The following is a 13,915-nucleotide window of genomic DNA, read 5'->3' on the forward strand; positions in this document are numbered from 1 at the left end:
TCGTTCATTTCTCTGCTATTCAAGGCGAAGGTTTCAAAACACTAGAAGAAAACGAAACAGTTTCTTTCGAAATCGTTGAAGGAAACCGTGGACCGCAAGCAGCTAACGTTCAAAGATAAAACGTTAAATGAAAGACTCCCTTTTGAGAGGGAGTCTTTTTTTTGTGTCTTGACTCGGGTTCAGATGACACTAAATAGGGAAGCATCTTTCTGCCAATTCAGGGTAGTACCTCTTCAGTTCTCGAATCAGGCTTTACAACGTCCAGAATAAGGAAAATGGCAGACAGGATATGCGTGATAATTCTTGCAAACGGTATCTCCTGCATAAGAATTTCCTGTGCTCTTTTTTCGTTGATAGCAGGGTGATAATGTGTAAGATCAGCATAATTTGAAACTTCGGAACAATTTAGGCGATTGAAAGAGCATCTATGTGCCCTCTGACAAAAAAGTTTGCGATAAGGTTGACGGGGATTCACTCAGGTGCTATGATAGAAATTAATTATTCTTGTTCGTCTATGAATGAAAGAAAAAGTAACCTAGTAAGTCACTTTCGTCTAGAATGAATATGCAGAGCAATAATAGTAATACAATGTGGAGAAATTCCACGCAGGAGGCAACAATTATGTTACAAGGTAATGTTAAATGGTTCAACGCAGAAAAAGGTTTCGGTTTTATTGAAGTAGAAGGTCAAGACGATGTATTCGTTCATTTCTCTGCTATTCAAGGCGAAGGTTTCAAAACACTAGAAGAAAACGAAACAGTTTCTTTCGAAATCGTTGAAGGAAACCGTGGACCGCAAGCAGCTAACGTTCAAAGATAAAACGTTAACGAAAAAGACTTCCTTTTTACAAGGGAGTCTTTTTTTTATGCAAATGGATTTTTTGGAGAATTGAGGTGGCACGGTCTGAAGATGTGCGACCTGGTTCTCTCAGGCTTATTTTCTTTGAAGTGATTAATGGTATATGTGATATCAAAAAACAAAAATCAGGTCTGCTTCGAAGCAGACCTGATTTTTTCCCGTTATTTTATTTACTGTGCCATTCATCTTTTAACGTTTGCAGCATAAACACATTCTGATCGTAAGTGCCTTGATAATTGTTTATGTCAAAGCTGTCTGCAATTTCACCGCGGAAGGAAAAATTCGCCTTGTATCCGTTGGATTTTAAGTAATCTACGACACTTCCTCTGTGCCATCCACCCATAGGGACTGCATATTCTATGCCGTCATGTTCTTTCCAAGCCATTCCACCTTCATGGCCTCCGTCTTCGTCATCTAGCTTATGACCCATGGCAGCTGCTATTTTTTTCGGCATATCCGTATTGTTTACCAATCCGGAAAACTGATCAGAAGATGGACCGAATGCATAAACAGGTACATCTACTCCAGTGTGATTGGAACTTGTCCAACCTACGAGCGCGCGGTCACTGACAATTTGATTGATCGCCGCGTTTGGAGTTTCAGAAGAACGGATGGTTTCTACTTCTTCTTTGCTTAACTCCAAACCAGTATATTTGTTAACTACATCTTTAATATTAGATTTATCGTCATTCAATTGCTCCGCCATATGATCGCCAGTAGCCGTAATTTCCTGAACAACATCCTGTTTCACATCATATTCACCGTTAGCACCAACACTCATACCGCCTGTGTCATGGTCACCTGCAATCACAACTAAAGTATTTTTATCTTGTTTAGCAAATTCCAAAGCTTCTGTTACAGCTTTTTCAAAAGCTTGAGTATCGTTCATAGCCCAGGCAGCATCGTGAGCATGGCCGGCCCAGTCAATTTGACTGCCTTCTACCATAAGAAAGAATCCATCTTCATCTTGAGAAAGAGCGTCGATAGCAGAAGAAGTCATATCAGAAAGACTTGGCTGATCGGTTTCATCTCTATCCAGTTCTGAGCTCATTGGACCTTCAGCGAACAGACCAAGGACTTTCTCATCTTCCTTAAGATCCATCATTTCCTCTTTATTTTCCACATAAGAGTAACCGTCTTCCTGAGCCTGTTCAACGAGGTTATTTTCTTTTTGTTTTCCACCCTCAGATTCAGGAAGGAAGTATTCTTTACCTCCGCCCATGATCACGTCTACATCATTTTCTAAGTATTGAGGAGCAATTTTCGCCTGGTCATCACGATCTTTTACAGACGAACCAAATGTAGCGGGGGTAGCATGTGTAATTGTTGAGGTAGCTACCAGGCCAGATGATTTACCTGCTTTTTCGGATACATCAAGAATACTTTCCGCTTCTTCACCATCTGGAGTTACGCCAACCATGCCATTGTTTGTTTTGGTCCCTGTAGCCATAGCCGTTCCAGCCGCTGCTGAGTCGGTCACTTCAGAATCCTCCGAATAGGTTTTCATCATTCCTTTTAAGTAAGGATCGAAAGCAGAATCTTCACCTTTAAACCATCGATAGTTCGTGGCATAGGAAGTTGAATAGCCATCGGGAATCATGTAAATAACGTTCTTTACTTCAGAAGTTTCGTGCTCTCCCGCATGAACCTCTTGACCTCCTCCAAAAGCAGCTCCAGCGAACAACATAGTCGAACTTGCCAATACAGCAGCAGATTTTTTGAGCATACTGTTTCTCCTCTCTCTAATGTAATGGTGTTTCATAGATAACTATAGTATCCAATTGTTAGTGTAACTTTAATTAGATGTAAAATTGTAGAAAATTAAGGAAAATGAGGAAAAAAGACTGAATATAGTCGATGGATAGGAAAGAGTAATGATACTTTTATACTAGTAGAAAGATAAAAAAATACCTGTTCCAAAGGAAGCCTGAAAATCAGGCTGTTTCTCCTTCAGGATCAGGTTTTGCAGCGTCCAGCATAAGGAAAATGGCTGATAGGATATGCATGGTAATCCCTACAAAAGGGATCCACCCTACACAAGAGGTTATAATCCCCAGGATACTTCCCGTGGAGGCGCCGTTATCTTTTTTCGTTAATACCAGGGTGATAATGTGTAAGATTAACATAAGTGCTAAAGGTGTCCAGAGCAGACTGATGATAATGGTTGCACCAAGAAAAGGTACACCCAGAATGGCTTCAAAGCCGCCGGTTACCCATTTCAAAATACGAGATGCTGACATTCGTTTCCCCCTTAAAATGTACTCTAACGGTTAAGTATATCCAGACAACTAGTCCGATATGCTCCGATACATATCAACGGAAAAAAGGCGTCATTATCAAATGTAAAAAAACCCCGCACTTTTTTAAAAAGCGCGGGGTTATGATCTTATCGTACTTCTCCAGTCCAGGCTTTCATGCCGCCTTCCATGTTAAGGGCATTTAAGCCTCTATCATTCATGATGTCGGCAGCCATATCACTTCGTCTGCCAGAGCGGCATACCGTGATATATTCCTTGTTAGGGTCAAGCTCTCCAACTCGTTCTTCTATTTCATCCAATGGGATATGAAGAGCTTCAGGAATTTTACCTTCTGCAACTTCTTCATTGGTCCGTACATCAAGAACTTGAATGTGGTTTTCTTTTCGCTTGCTTTCAACTTGTTCAGGCTGAATGGTTTTAGCCATAGTGTGAACCTCCTTGCTCTTATCGAATATTATAGGTTTCTTAGCCGTACACTTCGATGCGTAAACCTTAGTGTTTAGCACTCAATAATAGATTTTATTGAATCTTATAAAAAGTATTCCCTGTATAAGTGCCACTAAACGAATCATGACTGAATACATATGATCAAAAATTGTTAGCGTTATTTTGAGCTTTATGTAGTATAATAGACTTAATTAGACAAAATATTCTGTTTATTGCAGCTGATCATCTTCACATTAAGGATTCAAAAAAACTTAATAAGAGGTGAATGTAATGGGAGAGAAGTTTTTTAAATACAGTGTGATCTTTCTTCTGTTTATGGGCAGTATCCTGTCTTTTTCTATTCCTGTAGAAGCGTCCGCTTCAGAGTTTGTTACCAAAGGAAATACCTCTGGTAAACGTGTAGCTTTAACGTTTGATGACGGCTCCGATGGGACAAACATTGCTAAGATCCTGCAAACGCTCTCCAAAGAAAATATCCACTCGACCTTCTTTTTAACAGGCTCCGGAACAAAAGCTCATCCAAATTCTATTAAAGATATTAAAGCGGCCGGTCACGAATTAGCTAATCACTCCTATTCCCATGCTGACTTTACTGAGCTATCAAGCGCTGAAATAAAAAATGAATTAGACCGGACTGAAGCTGCGGTGAAAAGTACGACAGGCGTATCCACAAAACCATTATTCAGGGCACCTTTTGGCTCCGTAAATTCCACTGTACTTAAAGCCGTAGGAAACGCGGGCTATACCCACACCATCCACTGGAATATTGATACACTGGATTGGAAAGGTCTATCAGAAACAGAGGTTTATAACCGGGTGGTGAATAACATCGTTCCAGGTTCCATTGTGCTGATGCACACCGGTGCGGGAGCCTCCGGGACTCCGGGTGCACTTCCGGATATCATCCGGTCATTAAAAGCCAAAGGCTATCAATTTGTTACGGTTTCGGAAATTTTAAATATGCCTTCTGCTTCAGGAACCATTCATACGGTAAAAGCAGGAGATACTCTTTATAGCCTCGCTGGAAAATATGAGGTAACGGTAAATCAAATTGTAAAAGCGAATAACCTGGTAAATGCTAATGTAATTCAGATTGGCCAACGCCTTTCCATTCCAGGGGATACGCCGAATCCTCCGCCTGTCCAGGGAGAGAGCTATACAGTGAAAGCCGGGGACACACTTTACAGCATTGCTAAAAGATATAACGTCTCCCTGAATGACCTTATTGAGGCAAATCAAATTTCAAATCCCACCTATATACGGATCGGGCAAAATCTGGTGATCCCTCAGGATATGAAAAATTACACCGTAAAAGCTGGGGATACCCTTTATAGTATAGCGCGGAGAAACGGAACAACGGTTCATCGTTTAGCGGAGGTTAACAATATTTCAAATACGAGTTTAATCTATCCTGGTAGAACGTTAGTGCTTCCATAATATAGGGCGTGAGACAGGGAACTTTTGTCCTTTTATGGTTTTTCAGTATCGTAAAAATTTTTAAAAAGGCGGAAAAGGACTCAGTTTGCGTAGGGCTTTCTAGTGGAACATTTACGTATGTACACAAGGAGGTATGACGATGAAACTGATTCGTTCACTAATTCATACAATTGTTGATATCCTTCTCTTTATCCCACGCGCTATTGGAAGGTTAATCAAGAAAATCGTATAATCAAGAACACTGGAATGCTAAAAGGACACTCTCCGAAGTAGGGAGGTGTTCTTTTTTTTGTAGGCATAAAACAGCCGTACTGGTAGAAATTAAGAGAGATCAAACATTATTGTTGACCTTTACTGAAACGACATGTATTCTCTAATAGTATATTAAACCGATTAAATTAGTTGGTATTAAAAAGGAGGAAGCAAATAGAATGAAAAAATTAACCTGGTTAACCATTACGTCATTATTTATTATTATACTTTCAGCCTGCGGATCAAGTGTAGATGAAGAGGAGTCTTCATCTGGCAGTGACCAAAGCAGTGACAAAAGTTTATATGAACAAATTCAAGAAGAAGGGGTCCTGACGGTAGGAACCGAAGGGACTTATGCCCCGTACACGTTCCATAACGAAAACGATGAACTCACAGGGTATGATGTAGAAGTAGCAAAGGAAATCGGCAAACGTTTAGATCTTGAAATTGAATTCAAGGAAACCAAATGGGATTCTATGTTTGCCGGCTTGAACAGCAATCGTTTTGATATGATTGCGAATCAGGTAGGGATTAAACCGGATCGAGAAGAGAAGTACAGCTTTTCTGTACCTTACACTTATACATCAGCTGTGCTGGTAGCAAGAAAAGATAACAACGATATGCAAAGTTTTGAAGACCTGGAGGGCGCCGTGTCCGCTCAGTCATTAACAAGTAACTATGCCGATGTCGCGAAAGAATACGGGGCTGAGATTCAAAGTGTGGAAGGGTTCAATCCTGCTATGGAATTATTAAATAATGACCGTGTGGATGCTACCGTGAATGACCGTCTTTCCGTGTTGGATTATTTGAAGGAAAAAGGCGATCAGTCGAAAGTGGAGATTGTTGCTAAAGAGGATAACGCATCAGAAACGGCTATGATGTTCCGTCAGGATAATCCTGAACTTGTGGAGGCCGTAAGCGGAGCACTGAAAGAAATGAAAGAGGACGGTACGCTAGAAGAAATTTCTAACGAATGGTTCAATGAAGATGTTTCTACTCAGTAGTTTTCTCAGTTCAGAGGACGTGACTATATTACAAGACTCCTTTCTTCCTTTGTTGAAAGGAGTTCTTTCTTATACGATTCCCCTTACGCTCATTTCTTTTGCAATTGGTCTGATATTGGCGATCACGACGGCTTTATTTAGAATTTCCGGTATCAAAGTACTGTCTGGAATAGCCAGAGTGTACGTATCCATTATTCGCGGGACTCCTCTGCTTGTCCAGTTGTTCATTGTCTTCTACGGGTTAGGTAATTTAGGAATCGAAGCTTTGAAATTTGAACCTTTTGTGGGAGCGATTATTGCGTTCTCCTTAAATACGGGGGCGTATGCTTCCGAGACGATACGGGCCTCTATTTTATCGATTGAAAAGGGACAGTGGGAGGCTTCGTCATCTATCGGAATGTCTTATCTTCAATCTTTAAGACGAGTGATCCTTCCTCAAGCTACTAGGGTGTCGGTTCCTCCTTTATCCAATTCATTTATTGGGTTAGTTAAAGAAACATCACTGGCTTCTACGATTCTGGTCAGTGAAATGTTCAGAAAAGCTCAGGAAATTGTAGCCACGACTTATACTCCTTTACTGGTGTACGTGGAAGCGGGTGCTATTTATTGGGTCATATGCTTTCTACTATCGGTTCTGCAAGGCAGAATTGAGAACCGCATGAACCGTTATGTGAAAACGTAAGGAGAATGCTCATGATTAACATGAACAATATATCAAAACAATTTGGCAACTTAGTCGTTTTAAAAGATATCAGTTTACAAGTAGAACAAGGAAAAGTGGTTGTCATCATTGGTCCTTCAGGTTCGGGTAAAACGACGCTTCTCCGGTGCTTGAACGTTCTTGAACGACCGGAAGAAGGCTCCATCACAATTGATCAGCAGACCCTTAAATTTTCAGAAAAGGTATCCAAAAAAGAAATTAGGGAGTTCAGGAAACAAACCGGCATGGTTTTTCAAACCTATAATTTGTTTCCTCACTTTACGGCCGTTCAAAATGTGATGGAAGGGCCCATAACCGTCCAAAAAGTCGCTAAGACCAAAGCGCGTGAAAAAGCAGTGGATATTCTGACTAAAGTTGGTCTCCACGAGAAAATGGAAGTGTATCCTTATCAGCTTTCAGGAGGGCAGCAGCAGAGAGTGGGGATTGCCCGGGCCATGGCGATTGACCCTAAAGTCATGTTGTTTGATGAACCGACTTCAGCACTGGATCCGGAACTAGTCGGTGAAGTTCTCCAGGTCATGAAGAAACTAGCAGCGGAAGGTCGTACGATGGTGGTCGTTACTCACGAAATGAGCTTTGCTAAAGAAGTAGCTGATGAAGTGCTGTTTATGGATAATGGCATGATCGTTGAAAGAGGCGAACCATCTGTTCTATTTGAACAGCCTAAGGAAGAACGCACAAAGCAGTTTTTAAATTTAATAAAGCAGTAATAAAAAAGAACTTCCGGTTGCGGAAGTTCTTTTTTTAGGGAACGCAATTTTCCAACAAAGCAAACCACTAGTTTAATGGAGGATTATTATTCTTTGCTTAATTTTTTTAGTGGTTTCGTCGCAGGACCTTCGATAACTTCTCCGTCCAGTGTAAACCGGGAACCATGACAAGGGCAGTCCCAGGATCGTTCTCCATTGTTCCATTCCACATCACAGCCCATATGGGTGCATGTAGTATCAACTATTTTCACAGTCCCATCAGCTGTTTTATAAGCACCGGCTTTCTTTCCATCCTTATTTATGAGAGCCCCTTCATCCGGGGCCAGGTCGTTTATTGTCCGATCACCTTTGGTCAGTTTACCCTTTACGAATTCCTTAGCAACATCAGCATTTTCTTTCGTGAAACTCTTTACATCTTCCTGTGCGTGAAAACGAGAAGGGGTAAAAAGTTCTGCATAAGGACTGCTGTCCTTGCTGATTAAATCGGTAATCACCATGGCGGCCGCTGTTCCGTTTGTCATTCCCCATTTAGCAAATCCGGTCGCAACATGGATGTTGGAGTGTTTTTCTGTAATCGGTCCTATATAGGGAACCATATCCAGGGTGGTCATATCCTGAGAAGACCAACGGTAGGACACGTTCTCAACGTCAAAATGGGTCTCCGCGTAATCACGCAGTCTCTCATAATGTTGTTCTGTATTTCTGGTCTGGCCGCTCGGGTGTCCTTCACCGCCGATAAGCAGATAGCGTTCTCCGTGATCATCAATGGCATGGCGCAGCGAGCGCTTGGAAGACTCTGCGTTTATATACATACCGTCTGGGGGTTGATCCGTCATTTTAACGGCCAGACTATAAGAACGGTCGACATGGAGTCTCGCAAAATATAAACCTTTAAAATCTTTGAAGGGGAAATGGGAGGCCATTACGACATAGTCAGAGCGCACAAGCTGCCCGTTTCTTGTCATAACTTCAGGCCTTATGCCTTCTTTAATATCCTCTGCGCGTGTGTCTTCGTAGATTGCTGTGCCGTTTTCTCTTAAGAAGTCAATAAGAGGGAGCAGAAATTTGACCGGGTTAAAGTGGGCCTGGTCTTTCATTTTTATAGAAGCTGTTACAGGAAAAGGGAGATCCGTATGGTCGGAGAGCCCTCCATTAATCCCAAGCTGCTCATAGGCTTTGGCTTCTTTCTCAATGTTCCGTGTTAATTCTGCAGTGGTGCTGTAAACGTAAGCGTCCTGGTAAGCGAAATCGCAGTCGATATGATGTTCCTGTCTAATGTGATCTATCAGCTGCAGTGCCTCCTGATTCGCCTTGTAGTAGAGTTTTGCTTTTTCTTTGCCGAACGTTTGAATAAGGTGGTCATAAATGAGTCCGTGCTGAGAACTGACTTTCGCCGTAGTATAGCCGGTGGTACCTTCCACCATCTTTCCTGCTTCAAGGATCACCACGCTGTATCCTTTTTTCACCAGAAGATAAGCGGTCATGATTCCGGTGATCCCGGATCCGATGACCGTCACATCTGCTTCCGTATTCTCGGTTAGGGCGGGAAAGGATTCAATTGACTGGTCTCTCCATAAGGGAAAAGATCTTTCAGGGAGCTGATGAACCATGTTTTTTTCTCCTTCCTAGATAGTTTGATAGGAAACTAAAATCTCTTCTTGTGTAAGAATAGACTCGATGGCGTGACGTGCTTCTTCCAGTACCGATTGTCGCCATTCGTCCTGATTGGGGTAGAACATATTTTTGAATTCCTCAAGAATCCATTGCCGATCCTGCTCCCTTTCTGCCCCTTCCCAGTAAAGCTGGTTTTCGAGGATAATCGTTGTAAATTCCCGCAGCTCTGCTTTTCGGCTTGTACCGAATGTGCCAAATTCAAATAAAGCTGAAAATAGATACGTATCTGGATTTTCTTCATTTTTTACTTTATGAAAATAGTTGGTAGAGTCTCCTTTTACCTTTTTAGGAGTGAACTTCTGGATATTTTCCATTCCATACTCTTCTTTCATATGATCTTCTTTCCGTTCATCATGTTCGGAGACGACCATTGTAACCTCGTTGGTTGGTCCAAGAGCTGTATGCCAATCCATATGGATCACACGTGGATAGGTAGAAAGGAGCTTTCTCTGCCAAGCTTTTAAAAAGCTGGCTGATTCCTCTTCGCTCGATCCTCCGTAATAGACGCCGCGTGGGAATTCAAATTGTCCCATGCCTTTTGCTTTCTTAATTCCACTGTATCCTTCTCTCATCATTCCTTTGCTCAATTGTTCGTATAGCTCTGTTTTTTCTTTGGCTACATCCTTAACGGGACCGTTGGGCTGAAAAATATGACTCTCTTCCGAGTAATTCTCGTTTACATTCTCAGGAACTGATCCTGGGTCGAATAAATAATTACGGTTCAAATCCACGTTATTTTCAGTTACACGTCTGAAATTCCTCATTCCCCAGGGGTTGATAGCGTGGACGAGGCAGATGCCAGTAGTTTGTGGATCGATTTGATCAAGGTATTCCTCGACAAACAGGTGAGTTACTGCTGCTCCGGCATAACCTTCAATCCCGTGCTCTCCAGTGGTGAAAAAAACGACTTGGTCGTTCGACGTAAGTGCTTCGGAATAAATAACATCAATGGTATTGTCCGGATCCTCTCCGATGGTTTCGATTGATAAAACAGCCTGAGGCCACTTTTCTTTGATGGTGGATAAATGTTCTTGGAACGTTTCTCTGGATTGTTCATAATCTCTCTTGAAAAATTTTTCTATTGCTGTCATAGGACTCACTACCTTTCGAATGCTTTTTGTAATAAATTCCACAAATGTGAAATGCTAAACAGTTATTTTTTATATTAAGATAATATAATTGATGGTGCGGAGTGAATTGAATGCTTTTGAAGTGTCAGAAATAGTATGGTTAAGGTTTTTTGTTTGAGGTATAATTTAATGTTAAAAGATGGTATATTGAATTGTTTTCTTAAAAAAATAAATTCAGTCTTATTTCCGGAGAATGAATCCAATCTAGGGAGAGGGTTTCGTTAGGAATACGGTAAAGGGCAATAAAGTAAGTGGGAGATGAATCCTCTATCCAAAAACTATAGGCATTGTACTCAACCGAGGGCTGTTGTTTTAGTTCAGGACTTTTTCCTATAAGAAAAAGACCGGATCAAGGTTTCCCTTTGATCCGGTCTATCTTTACGTTTGGTGATTACGAAGTTTTTACCCAGTGGGCAGCTTCATTACTTGAAGGAGAAGGGGGGAACTGTTCACCTTTTTCCACTTTCACTTCAGTATTGTCCTGATTTGAAGAACCTCCACTGACTAAACTTTGTACCTTGTAAGTGCCTGATTCTGGCGCTTTTTCGCCTGTCTTATAAGTGTTTTGTGCCATGTTGCTCCACCTCCTGAATAAATTAGAAAAGGAAAAAAATAGGTTGTCCTTTTCTTATATAACGTATTTACCATAGAAGTAATGGGTTAAAACGTAATTATTTGATAAAAATGGAAAATAGGAGATTCGGCAGAGCTGGTTTTTTGGAAAAGTGGGAAGAATTGAGGGAGTATAGTTCGAACAGCATATAGCGAATCATAAAACGGGATGAAATCTCTAAAATTGACATTTAATTGTATTCGTATTATATTTATCTTGAAATTGAGATAAATTATTTTTAAGTCAACGGAGGGTATGAAATGAACGAATTGAAGGGCTTGCACCATGTGACCGCTATTACCAGCAGTGCTGAAAAGAATTATGAATTTTTCACATATGTACTGGGAATGCGGCTGGTGAAGAAAACGGTCAATCAGGATGATATTCAGACATACCACTTGTTTTTTGCGGATGATAAAGGGAGTCCGGGTACAGATATGACATTTTTTGATTTTCCAGGCATCCCTAAAGGTGAACACGGAACGAACGAAATATCTAAAACTTCCTTCCGGGTTCCCAGTGATGAAGCGCTCGAGTACTGGGTGAAGCGGTTCGACCGATTAGAAATTCAACACGAGGGAATCAAAGAGACATTCGGAAAGAGAGTGCTGCCGTTTACAGACTTTGACGAACAAGCATACGAACTCGTCTCCGATGAAAATAACACTGGGGTACCTGCGGGGACTCCTTGGCAGAATGGTCCGATTCCACTGGAGTATGGCATAACGGGTCTTGGACCGCTGCACGTAAGGATTGCAGATTTTGATTATTTTAAAGAAGTACTGGAAAAAGTTCTCCTGTTCAGAGAGATAGCCAATGAAGGTCCTTTTCATCTATTTGAAGCAGGGGAAGGTGGAAATGGAGCTCAGGTGGTGGTAGAGCATAATGATCAAATGCCTTCCTCTCGCCAGGGGTACGGTACGGTTCACCATGCGGCTTTCCGTGTAGAGGACCGAGATGCACTGAATGAATGGATTGATCGTATGCCTCGCTTCGGATTCAGGACCTCTGGTTACGTGAACCGTCATTATTTCGAATCCTTATATGCCGGTGTAGCACCACAAATCTTATTTGAGTTTGCGACCGATGGTCCAGGGTTTATGGGAGATGAACCTTATGAAACACTGGGCGAAATGCTGTCGCTGCCTCCAATGCTTGAGCCTAAACGAGAAGAGATTGAACAAGCGGTACGTCCAATTGATACCGTTAGAAGTACAAAAGATATTAAGAAAGAATATAATTAAAACGGTAAGCCCTCTCCAAGTTGATGAAACTTGGAGAGGGCTTTTTTCTTGAGAATTCATACAAATACTTCCACCTCAGGTCATCCATATTTTAGCACCTCAGGTCATACAAATATTGTTAATGATGCGTCTGTTTAGGTGTGTTCATCATATTTTCACAGAAGTGAGGTATGATGGAATTCAATTCAGTAAAAGTAGAGGTATGTAAGATGACTATTCAACCCGTAACTATCATTCGAGTTGCTTCATTAGTAATTGCTGCCCTGGTCATGTGGCTGGCTGTATCGAAGGAAACCAGTCACAAGAAAAGGGCATTGGATCAGTTCAGCTCTCTACTGCTAACGTGGGCTTTATGGTTTATTGCTGTAAAACTTCTGACGACCTGGCCCCTTGTGCTGGAGTATCCACTTTCCGTATTAGCGTATCCAAGCGGGACCCTGGAATTTTACTTAGCTTCGTTGCTTACGATCAGCACAGAGTTTCGCAGGAAAAAGAAGCATCAGACGTTCATGTACGAGTATATTCTTCTGCTCGCTTGCAGTTTTTTCTTTTTTACATTACTTTCCCAACTGCTGCTCGAGCGAGGGGGATTGGTCGAACTGGTCCTATTTTTTGTATATCTGGCAGCCGTTCTGTTATTCAGGCAAGTTTTTATCATAAGCGCTATTTTTTCTATTAGTGCGGCAGCTTCTGCGTGGGTAGGCGGACCACCGGCCTTAATGGGCTATCGTATGGATCTGTGGTTTTATGTAGTGATCAGCCTCGCGATGTTTTTATTATGGAATTTAGAGAAGAGGAGAGAGGTATCATGTCGGTCGATGTAACGATATGGCTTGCTTTTGGAGCCGGAGTCATTTCATTTTTATCTCCATGTACACTTCCTTTGTTTCCGGCGTATTTGTCCTACATAACCGGAATGAGTGTGAAAGAGATTAAAGAGGATCAGAGTGCCAAGGTAAAAAGGAAGCTGCTTCTTCACTCGGTGTTCTTTCTATTAGGTGTATCTACCGTATTTTTGACTCTGGGGATTGGAGCATCCTACTTAGGAAACGTGATCCAGGGATTTTTATCAGGCGAATCAGGCCTTTTACTGCAGCGAATAGCAGGTGTATTTATTATTCTGATGGGCTTTTTTGTAGCTGGATGGCTTAAAATTAATTGGTTTATGAGTGAAAAACGAATGAGCTTTAAACCGCGCCGTTCGTTTAGTTATGCCGGCACCTGGTTTGCGGGAATGGGGTTTGCAGCAGGGTGGACACCGTGTATCGGGCCGATTTTTGCCTCCATTTTAATGCTTGCGGCAAGCCAGCCCACGCAGGGAGTACTGTACACAGTGGTGTACGTCCTTGGGTTTATTCTGCCGTTTCTTGCCTTCTCCTTTTTCATGGGATCTACACGAATGATTCTGAAATACAGCGGTCAGATTATGAAAGCGGGAGGGGCTATGATGATTGTGGCAGGAGCACTTTTATATACCGGGTATATGACGAGGATTTCGACCTTTATGTTGAACCTCGTGCAAGATACTTGGCTTTCCAATTTAGGATTTATTTTTTAATATGAAAGG

Annotated in this window: 15 protein-coding genes; 9 read left to right on the forward strand and 6 right to left on the reverse strand. The window is 41.7% G+C overall.

All coding sequences use genetic code 11. From position 1 onward, the window contains the following. Both ACTWP7_RS00005 and ACTWP7_RS00010 read left to right on the forward strand, forming a co-directional pair. On the forward strand, positions 1–119 hold a 119-nt coding region (locus ACTWP7_RS00005; protein WP_443121863.1), incomplete at its 5' end, for a cold shock domain-containing protein. A gap of 502 nt (positions 120–621) precedes the next feature. Beyond that, a complete protein-coding gene (locus tag ACTWP7_RS00010; RefSeq protein WP_014641831.1) occupies positions 622–819 on the forward strand; it encodes a cold-shock protein in 198 nt (65 codons plus the stop codon). Between the two features lie 205 nt (positions 820–1,024). Here the strand turns inward: ACTWP7_RS00010 and ACTWP7_RS00015 are convergent, their stop codons facing one another. The 3 genes from ACTWP7_RS00015 to ACTWP7_RS00025 all read right to left on the reverse strand — a co-directional run bounded on the left by ACTWP7_RS00015 (position 1,025) and on the right by ACTWP7_RS00025 (position 3,541). Next, positions 1,025–2,584 (reverse strand): alkaline phosphatase, encoded by a 1,560-nt coding sequence (locus ACTWP7_RS00015; protein ID WP_443121491.1) that lies wholly within the window; start codon positions 2,582–2,584, stop codon positions 1,025–1,027. A 208-nt stretch (positions 2,585–2,792) separates the two neighbouring features. Continuing rightward, complete coding sequence (locus ACTWP7_RS00020) at positions 2,793–3,098, reverse strand: hypothetical protein (RefSeq protein ID WP_014641834.1); 306 nt, start codon at positions 3,096–3,098, stop codon at positions 2,793–2,795. A gap of 146 nt (positions 3,099–3,244) precedes the next feature. Next, positions 3,245–3,541 carry a rhodanese-like domain-containing protein gene (locus ACTWP7_RS00025; protein ID WP_014641835.1) on the reverse strand — a complete coding sequence of 99 codons (297 nt, stop codon included), beginning with the start codon at positions 3,539–3,541 and terminating at the stop codon, positions 3,245–3,247. Between the two features lie 292 nt (positions 3,542–3,833). Between ACTWP7_RS00025 and ACTWP7_RS00030 the strand changes: the two genes are divergently transcribed. The 4 genes from ACTWP7_RS00030 (at position 3,834) to ACTWP7_RS00045 (ending at position 7,687) form a co-directional block, all read left to right on the forward strand. After that, positions 3,834–5,000 carry a LysM peptidoglycan-binding domain-containing protein gene (locus ACTWP7_RS00030; protein ID WP_443121492.1) on the forward strand — a complete coding sequence of 389 codons (1,167 nt, stop codon included), beginning with the start codon at positions 3,834–3,836 and terminating at the stop codon, positions 4,998–5,000. 431 nt (positions 5,001–5,431) lie between these two features. Continuing rightward, entirely contained in the window at positions 5,432–6,256 is an 825-nt protein-coding gene (locus tag ACTWP7_RS00035; RefSeq protein ID WP_443121493.1) for an amino acid ABC transporter substrate-binding protein, read from the forward strand. Next, complete coding sequence (locus tag ACTWP7_RS00040; RefSeq protein WP_014641839.1) at positions 6,234–6,938, forward strand: amino acid ABC transporter permease; 705 nt, start codon at positions 6,234–6,236, stop codon at positions 6,936–6,938. The genes ACTWP7_RS00035 and ACTWP7_RS00040 overlap by 23 nt, the downstream gene beginning before the upstream one ends. Positions 6,939–6,949: 11 nt before the next feature. Further along, the gene (locus ACTWP7_RS00045; RefSeq protein WP_443121494.1) at positions 6,950–7,687 is read left to right on the forward strand and encodes an amino acid ABC transporter ATP-binding protein; all 738 of its coding nucleotides are present in this window, start codon (positions 6,950–6,952) and stop codon (positions 7,685–7,687) included. 86 nt (positions 7,688–7,773) lie between these two features. Here the strand turns inward: ACTWP7_RS00045 and ACTWP7_RS00050 are convergent, their stop codons facing one another. The 3 genes from ACTWP7_RS00050 to ACTWP7_RS00060 form a co-directional block, all read right to left on the reverse strand. Beyond that, on the reverse strand, positions 7,774–9,297 hold the full coding sequence (locus ACTWP7_RS00050) for an FAD-dependent oxidoreductase (protein WP_443121495.1): 1,524 nt from the start codon (positions 9,295–9,297) through the stop codon (positions 7,774–7,776). Positions 9,298–9,312: 15 nt separating this feature from the next. After that, on the reverse strand, positions 9,313–10,452 hold the full coding sequence (locus tag ACTWP7_RS00055) for a M14 family metallopeptidase (protein ID WP_443121496.1): 1,140 nt from the start codon (positions 10,450–10,452) through the stop codon (positions 9,313–9,315). Between the two features lie 430 nt (positions 10,453–10,882). Further along, positions 10,883–11,065, reverse strand: a complete 183-nt coding sequence (locus ACTWP7_RS00060) for a YjzC family protein (RefSeq protein WP_089754391.1) — start codon at positions 11,063–11,065, stop codon at positions 10,883–10,885. A gap of 299 nt (positions 11,066–11,364) precedes the next feature. Here ACTWP7_RS00060 and ACTWP7_RS00065 point away from each other — a divergent pair, with 299 nt between their 5' ends. From ACTWP7_RS00065 to ACTWP7_RS00075, 3 genes are all read left to right on the forward strand, one after another. Next, positions 11,365–12,348 carry a ring-cleaving dioxygenase gene (locus ACTWP7_RS00065; RefSeq protein ID WP_443121497.1) on the forward strand — a complete coding sequence of 328 codons (984 nt, stop codon included), beginning with the start codon at positions 11,365–11,367 and terminating at the stop codon, positions 12,346–12,348. A gap of 173 nt (positions 12,349–12,521) precedes the next feature. Beyond that, complete coding sequence (locus ACTWP7_RS00070; protein ID WP_443121498.1) at positions 12,522–13,172, forward strand: hypothetical protein; 651 nt, start codon at positions 12,522–12,524, stop codon at positions 13,170–13,172. Continuing rightward, positions 13,157–13,906 carry a cytochrome c biogenesis CcdA family protein gene (locus ACTWP7_RS00075; RefSeq protein ID WP_443121499.1) on the forward strand — a complete coding sequence of 250 codons (750 nt, stop codon included), beginning with the start codon at positions 13,157–13,159 and terminating at the stop codon, positions 13,904–13,906. Before ACTWP7_RS00070 ends, ACTWP7_RS00075 begins: the two co-directional genes overlap by 16 nt. Positions 13,907–13,915 lie beyond the last annotated feature (9 nt).

It is taken from the genome of Halobacillus sp. B29 (genome assembly GCF_052246755.1).
In the GTDB taxonomy this organism is placed as follows: Bacteria; Bacillota; Bacilli; order Bacillales; family Halobacillaceae; genus Halobacillus; species Halobacillus halophilus.

Excerpts from the sequence above, each read along its gene's own strand:
- ACTWP7_RS00075 (WP_443121499.1), top strand. The coding sequence starts at position 13,157 with ATGTCGGTCGATGTAACGATATGGCTTGCTTTTGGAGCCGGAGTCATT.
- ACTWP7_RS00010 (WP_014641831.1), top strand. The coding sequence starts at position 622 with ATGTTACAAGGTAATGTTAAATGGTTCAACGCAGAAAAAGGTTTCGGT.
- ACTWP7_RS00030 (WP_443121492.1), top strand. The coding sequence starts at position 3,834 with ATGGGAGAGAAGTTTTTTAAATACAGTGTGATCTTTCTTCTGTTTATG.
- ACTWP7_RS00035 (WP_443121493.1), top strand. The coding sequence starts at position 5,432 with ATGAAAAAATTAACCTGGTTAACCATTACGTCATTATTTATTATTATA.
- ACTWP7_RS00055 (WP_443121496.1), bottom strand. The coding sequence starts at position 10,452 with ATGACAGCAATAGAAAAATTTTTCAAGAGAGATTATGAACAATCCAGA.
- ACTWP7_RS00070 (WP_443121498.1), top strand. The coding sequence starts at position 12,522 with ATGGAATTCAATTCAGTAAAAGTAGAGGTATGTAAGATGACTATTCAA.
- ACTWP7_RS00025 (WP_014641835.1), bottom strand. The coding sequence starts at position 3,541 with ATGGCTAAAACCATTCAGCCTGAACAAGTTGAAAGCAAGCGAAAAGAA.
- ACTWP7_RS00015 (WP_443121491.1), bottom strand. The coding sequence starts at position 2,584 with ATGCTCAAAAAATCTGCTGCTGTATTGGCAAGTTCGACTATGTTGTTC.
- ACTWP7_RS00060 (WP_089754391.1), bottom strand. The coding sequence starts at position 11,065 with ATGGCACAAAACACTTATAAGACAGGCGAAAAAGCGCCAGAATCAGGC.
- ACTWP7_RS00020 (WP_014641834.1), bottom strand. The coding sequence starts at position 3,098 with ATGTCAGCATCTCGTATTTTGAAATGGGTAACCGGCGGCTTTGAAGCC.
- ACTWP7_RS00045 (WP_443121494.1), top strand. The coding sequence starts at position 6,950 with ATGATTAACATGAACAATATATCAAAACAATTTGGCAACTTAGTCGTT.
- ACTWP7_RS00065 (WP_443121497.1), top strand. The coding sequence starts at position 11,365 with ATGAACGAATTGAAGGGCTTGCACCATGTGACCGCTATTACCAGCAGT.
- ACTWP7_RS00040 (WP_014641839.1), top strand. The coding sequence starts at position 6,234 with ATGAAGATGTTTCTACTCAGTAGTTTTCTCAGTTCAGAGGACGTGACT.
- ACTWP7_RS00050 (WP_443121495.1), bottom strand. The coding sequence starts at position 9,297 with ATGGTTCATCAGCTCCCTGAAAGATCTTTTCCCTTATGGAGAGACCAG.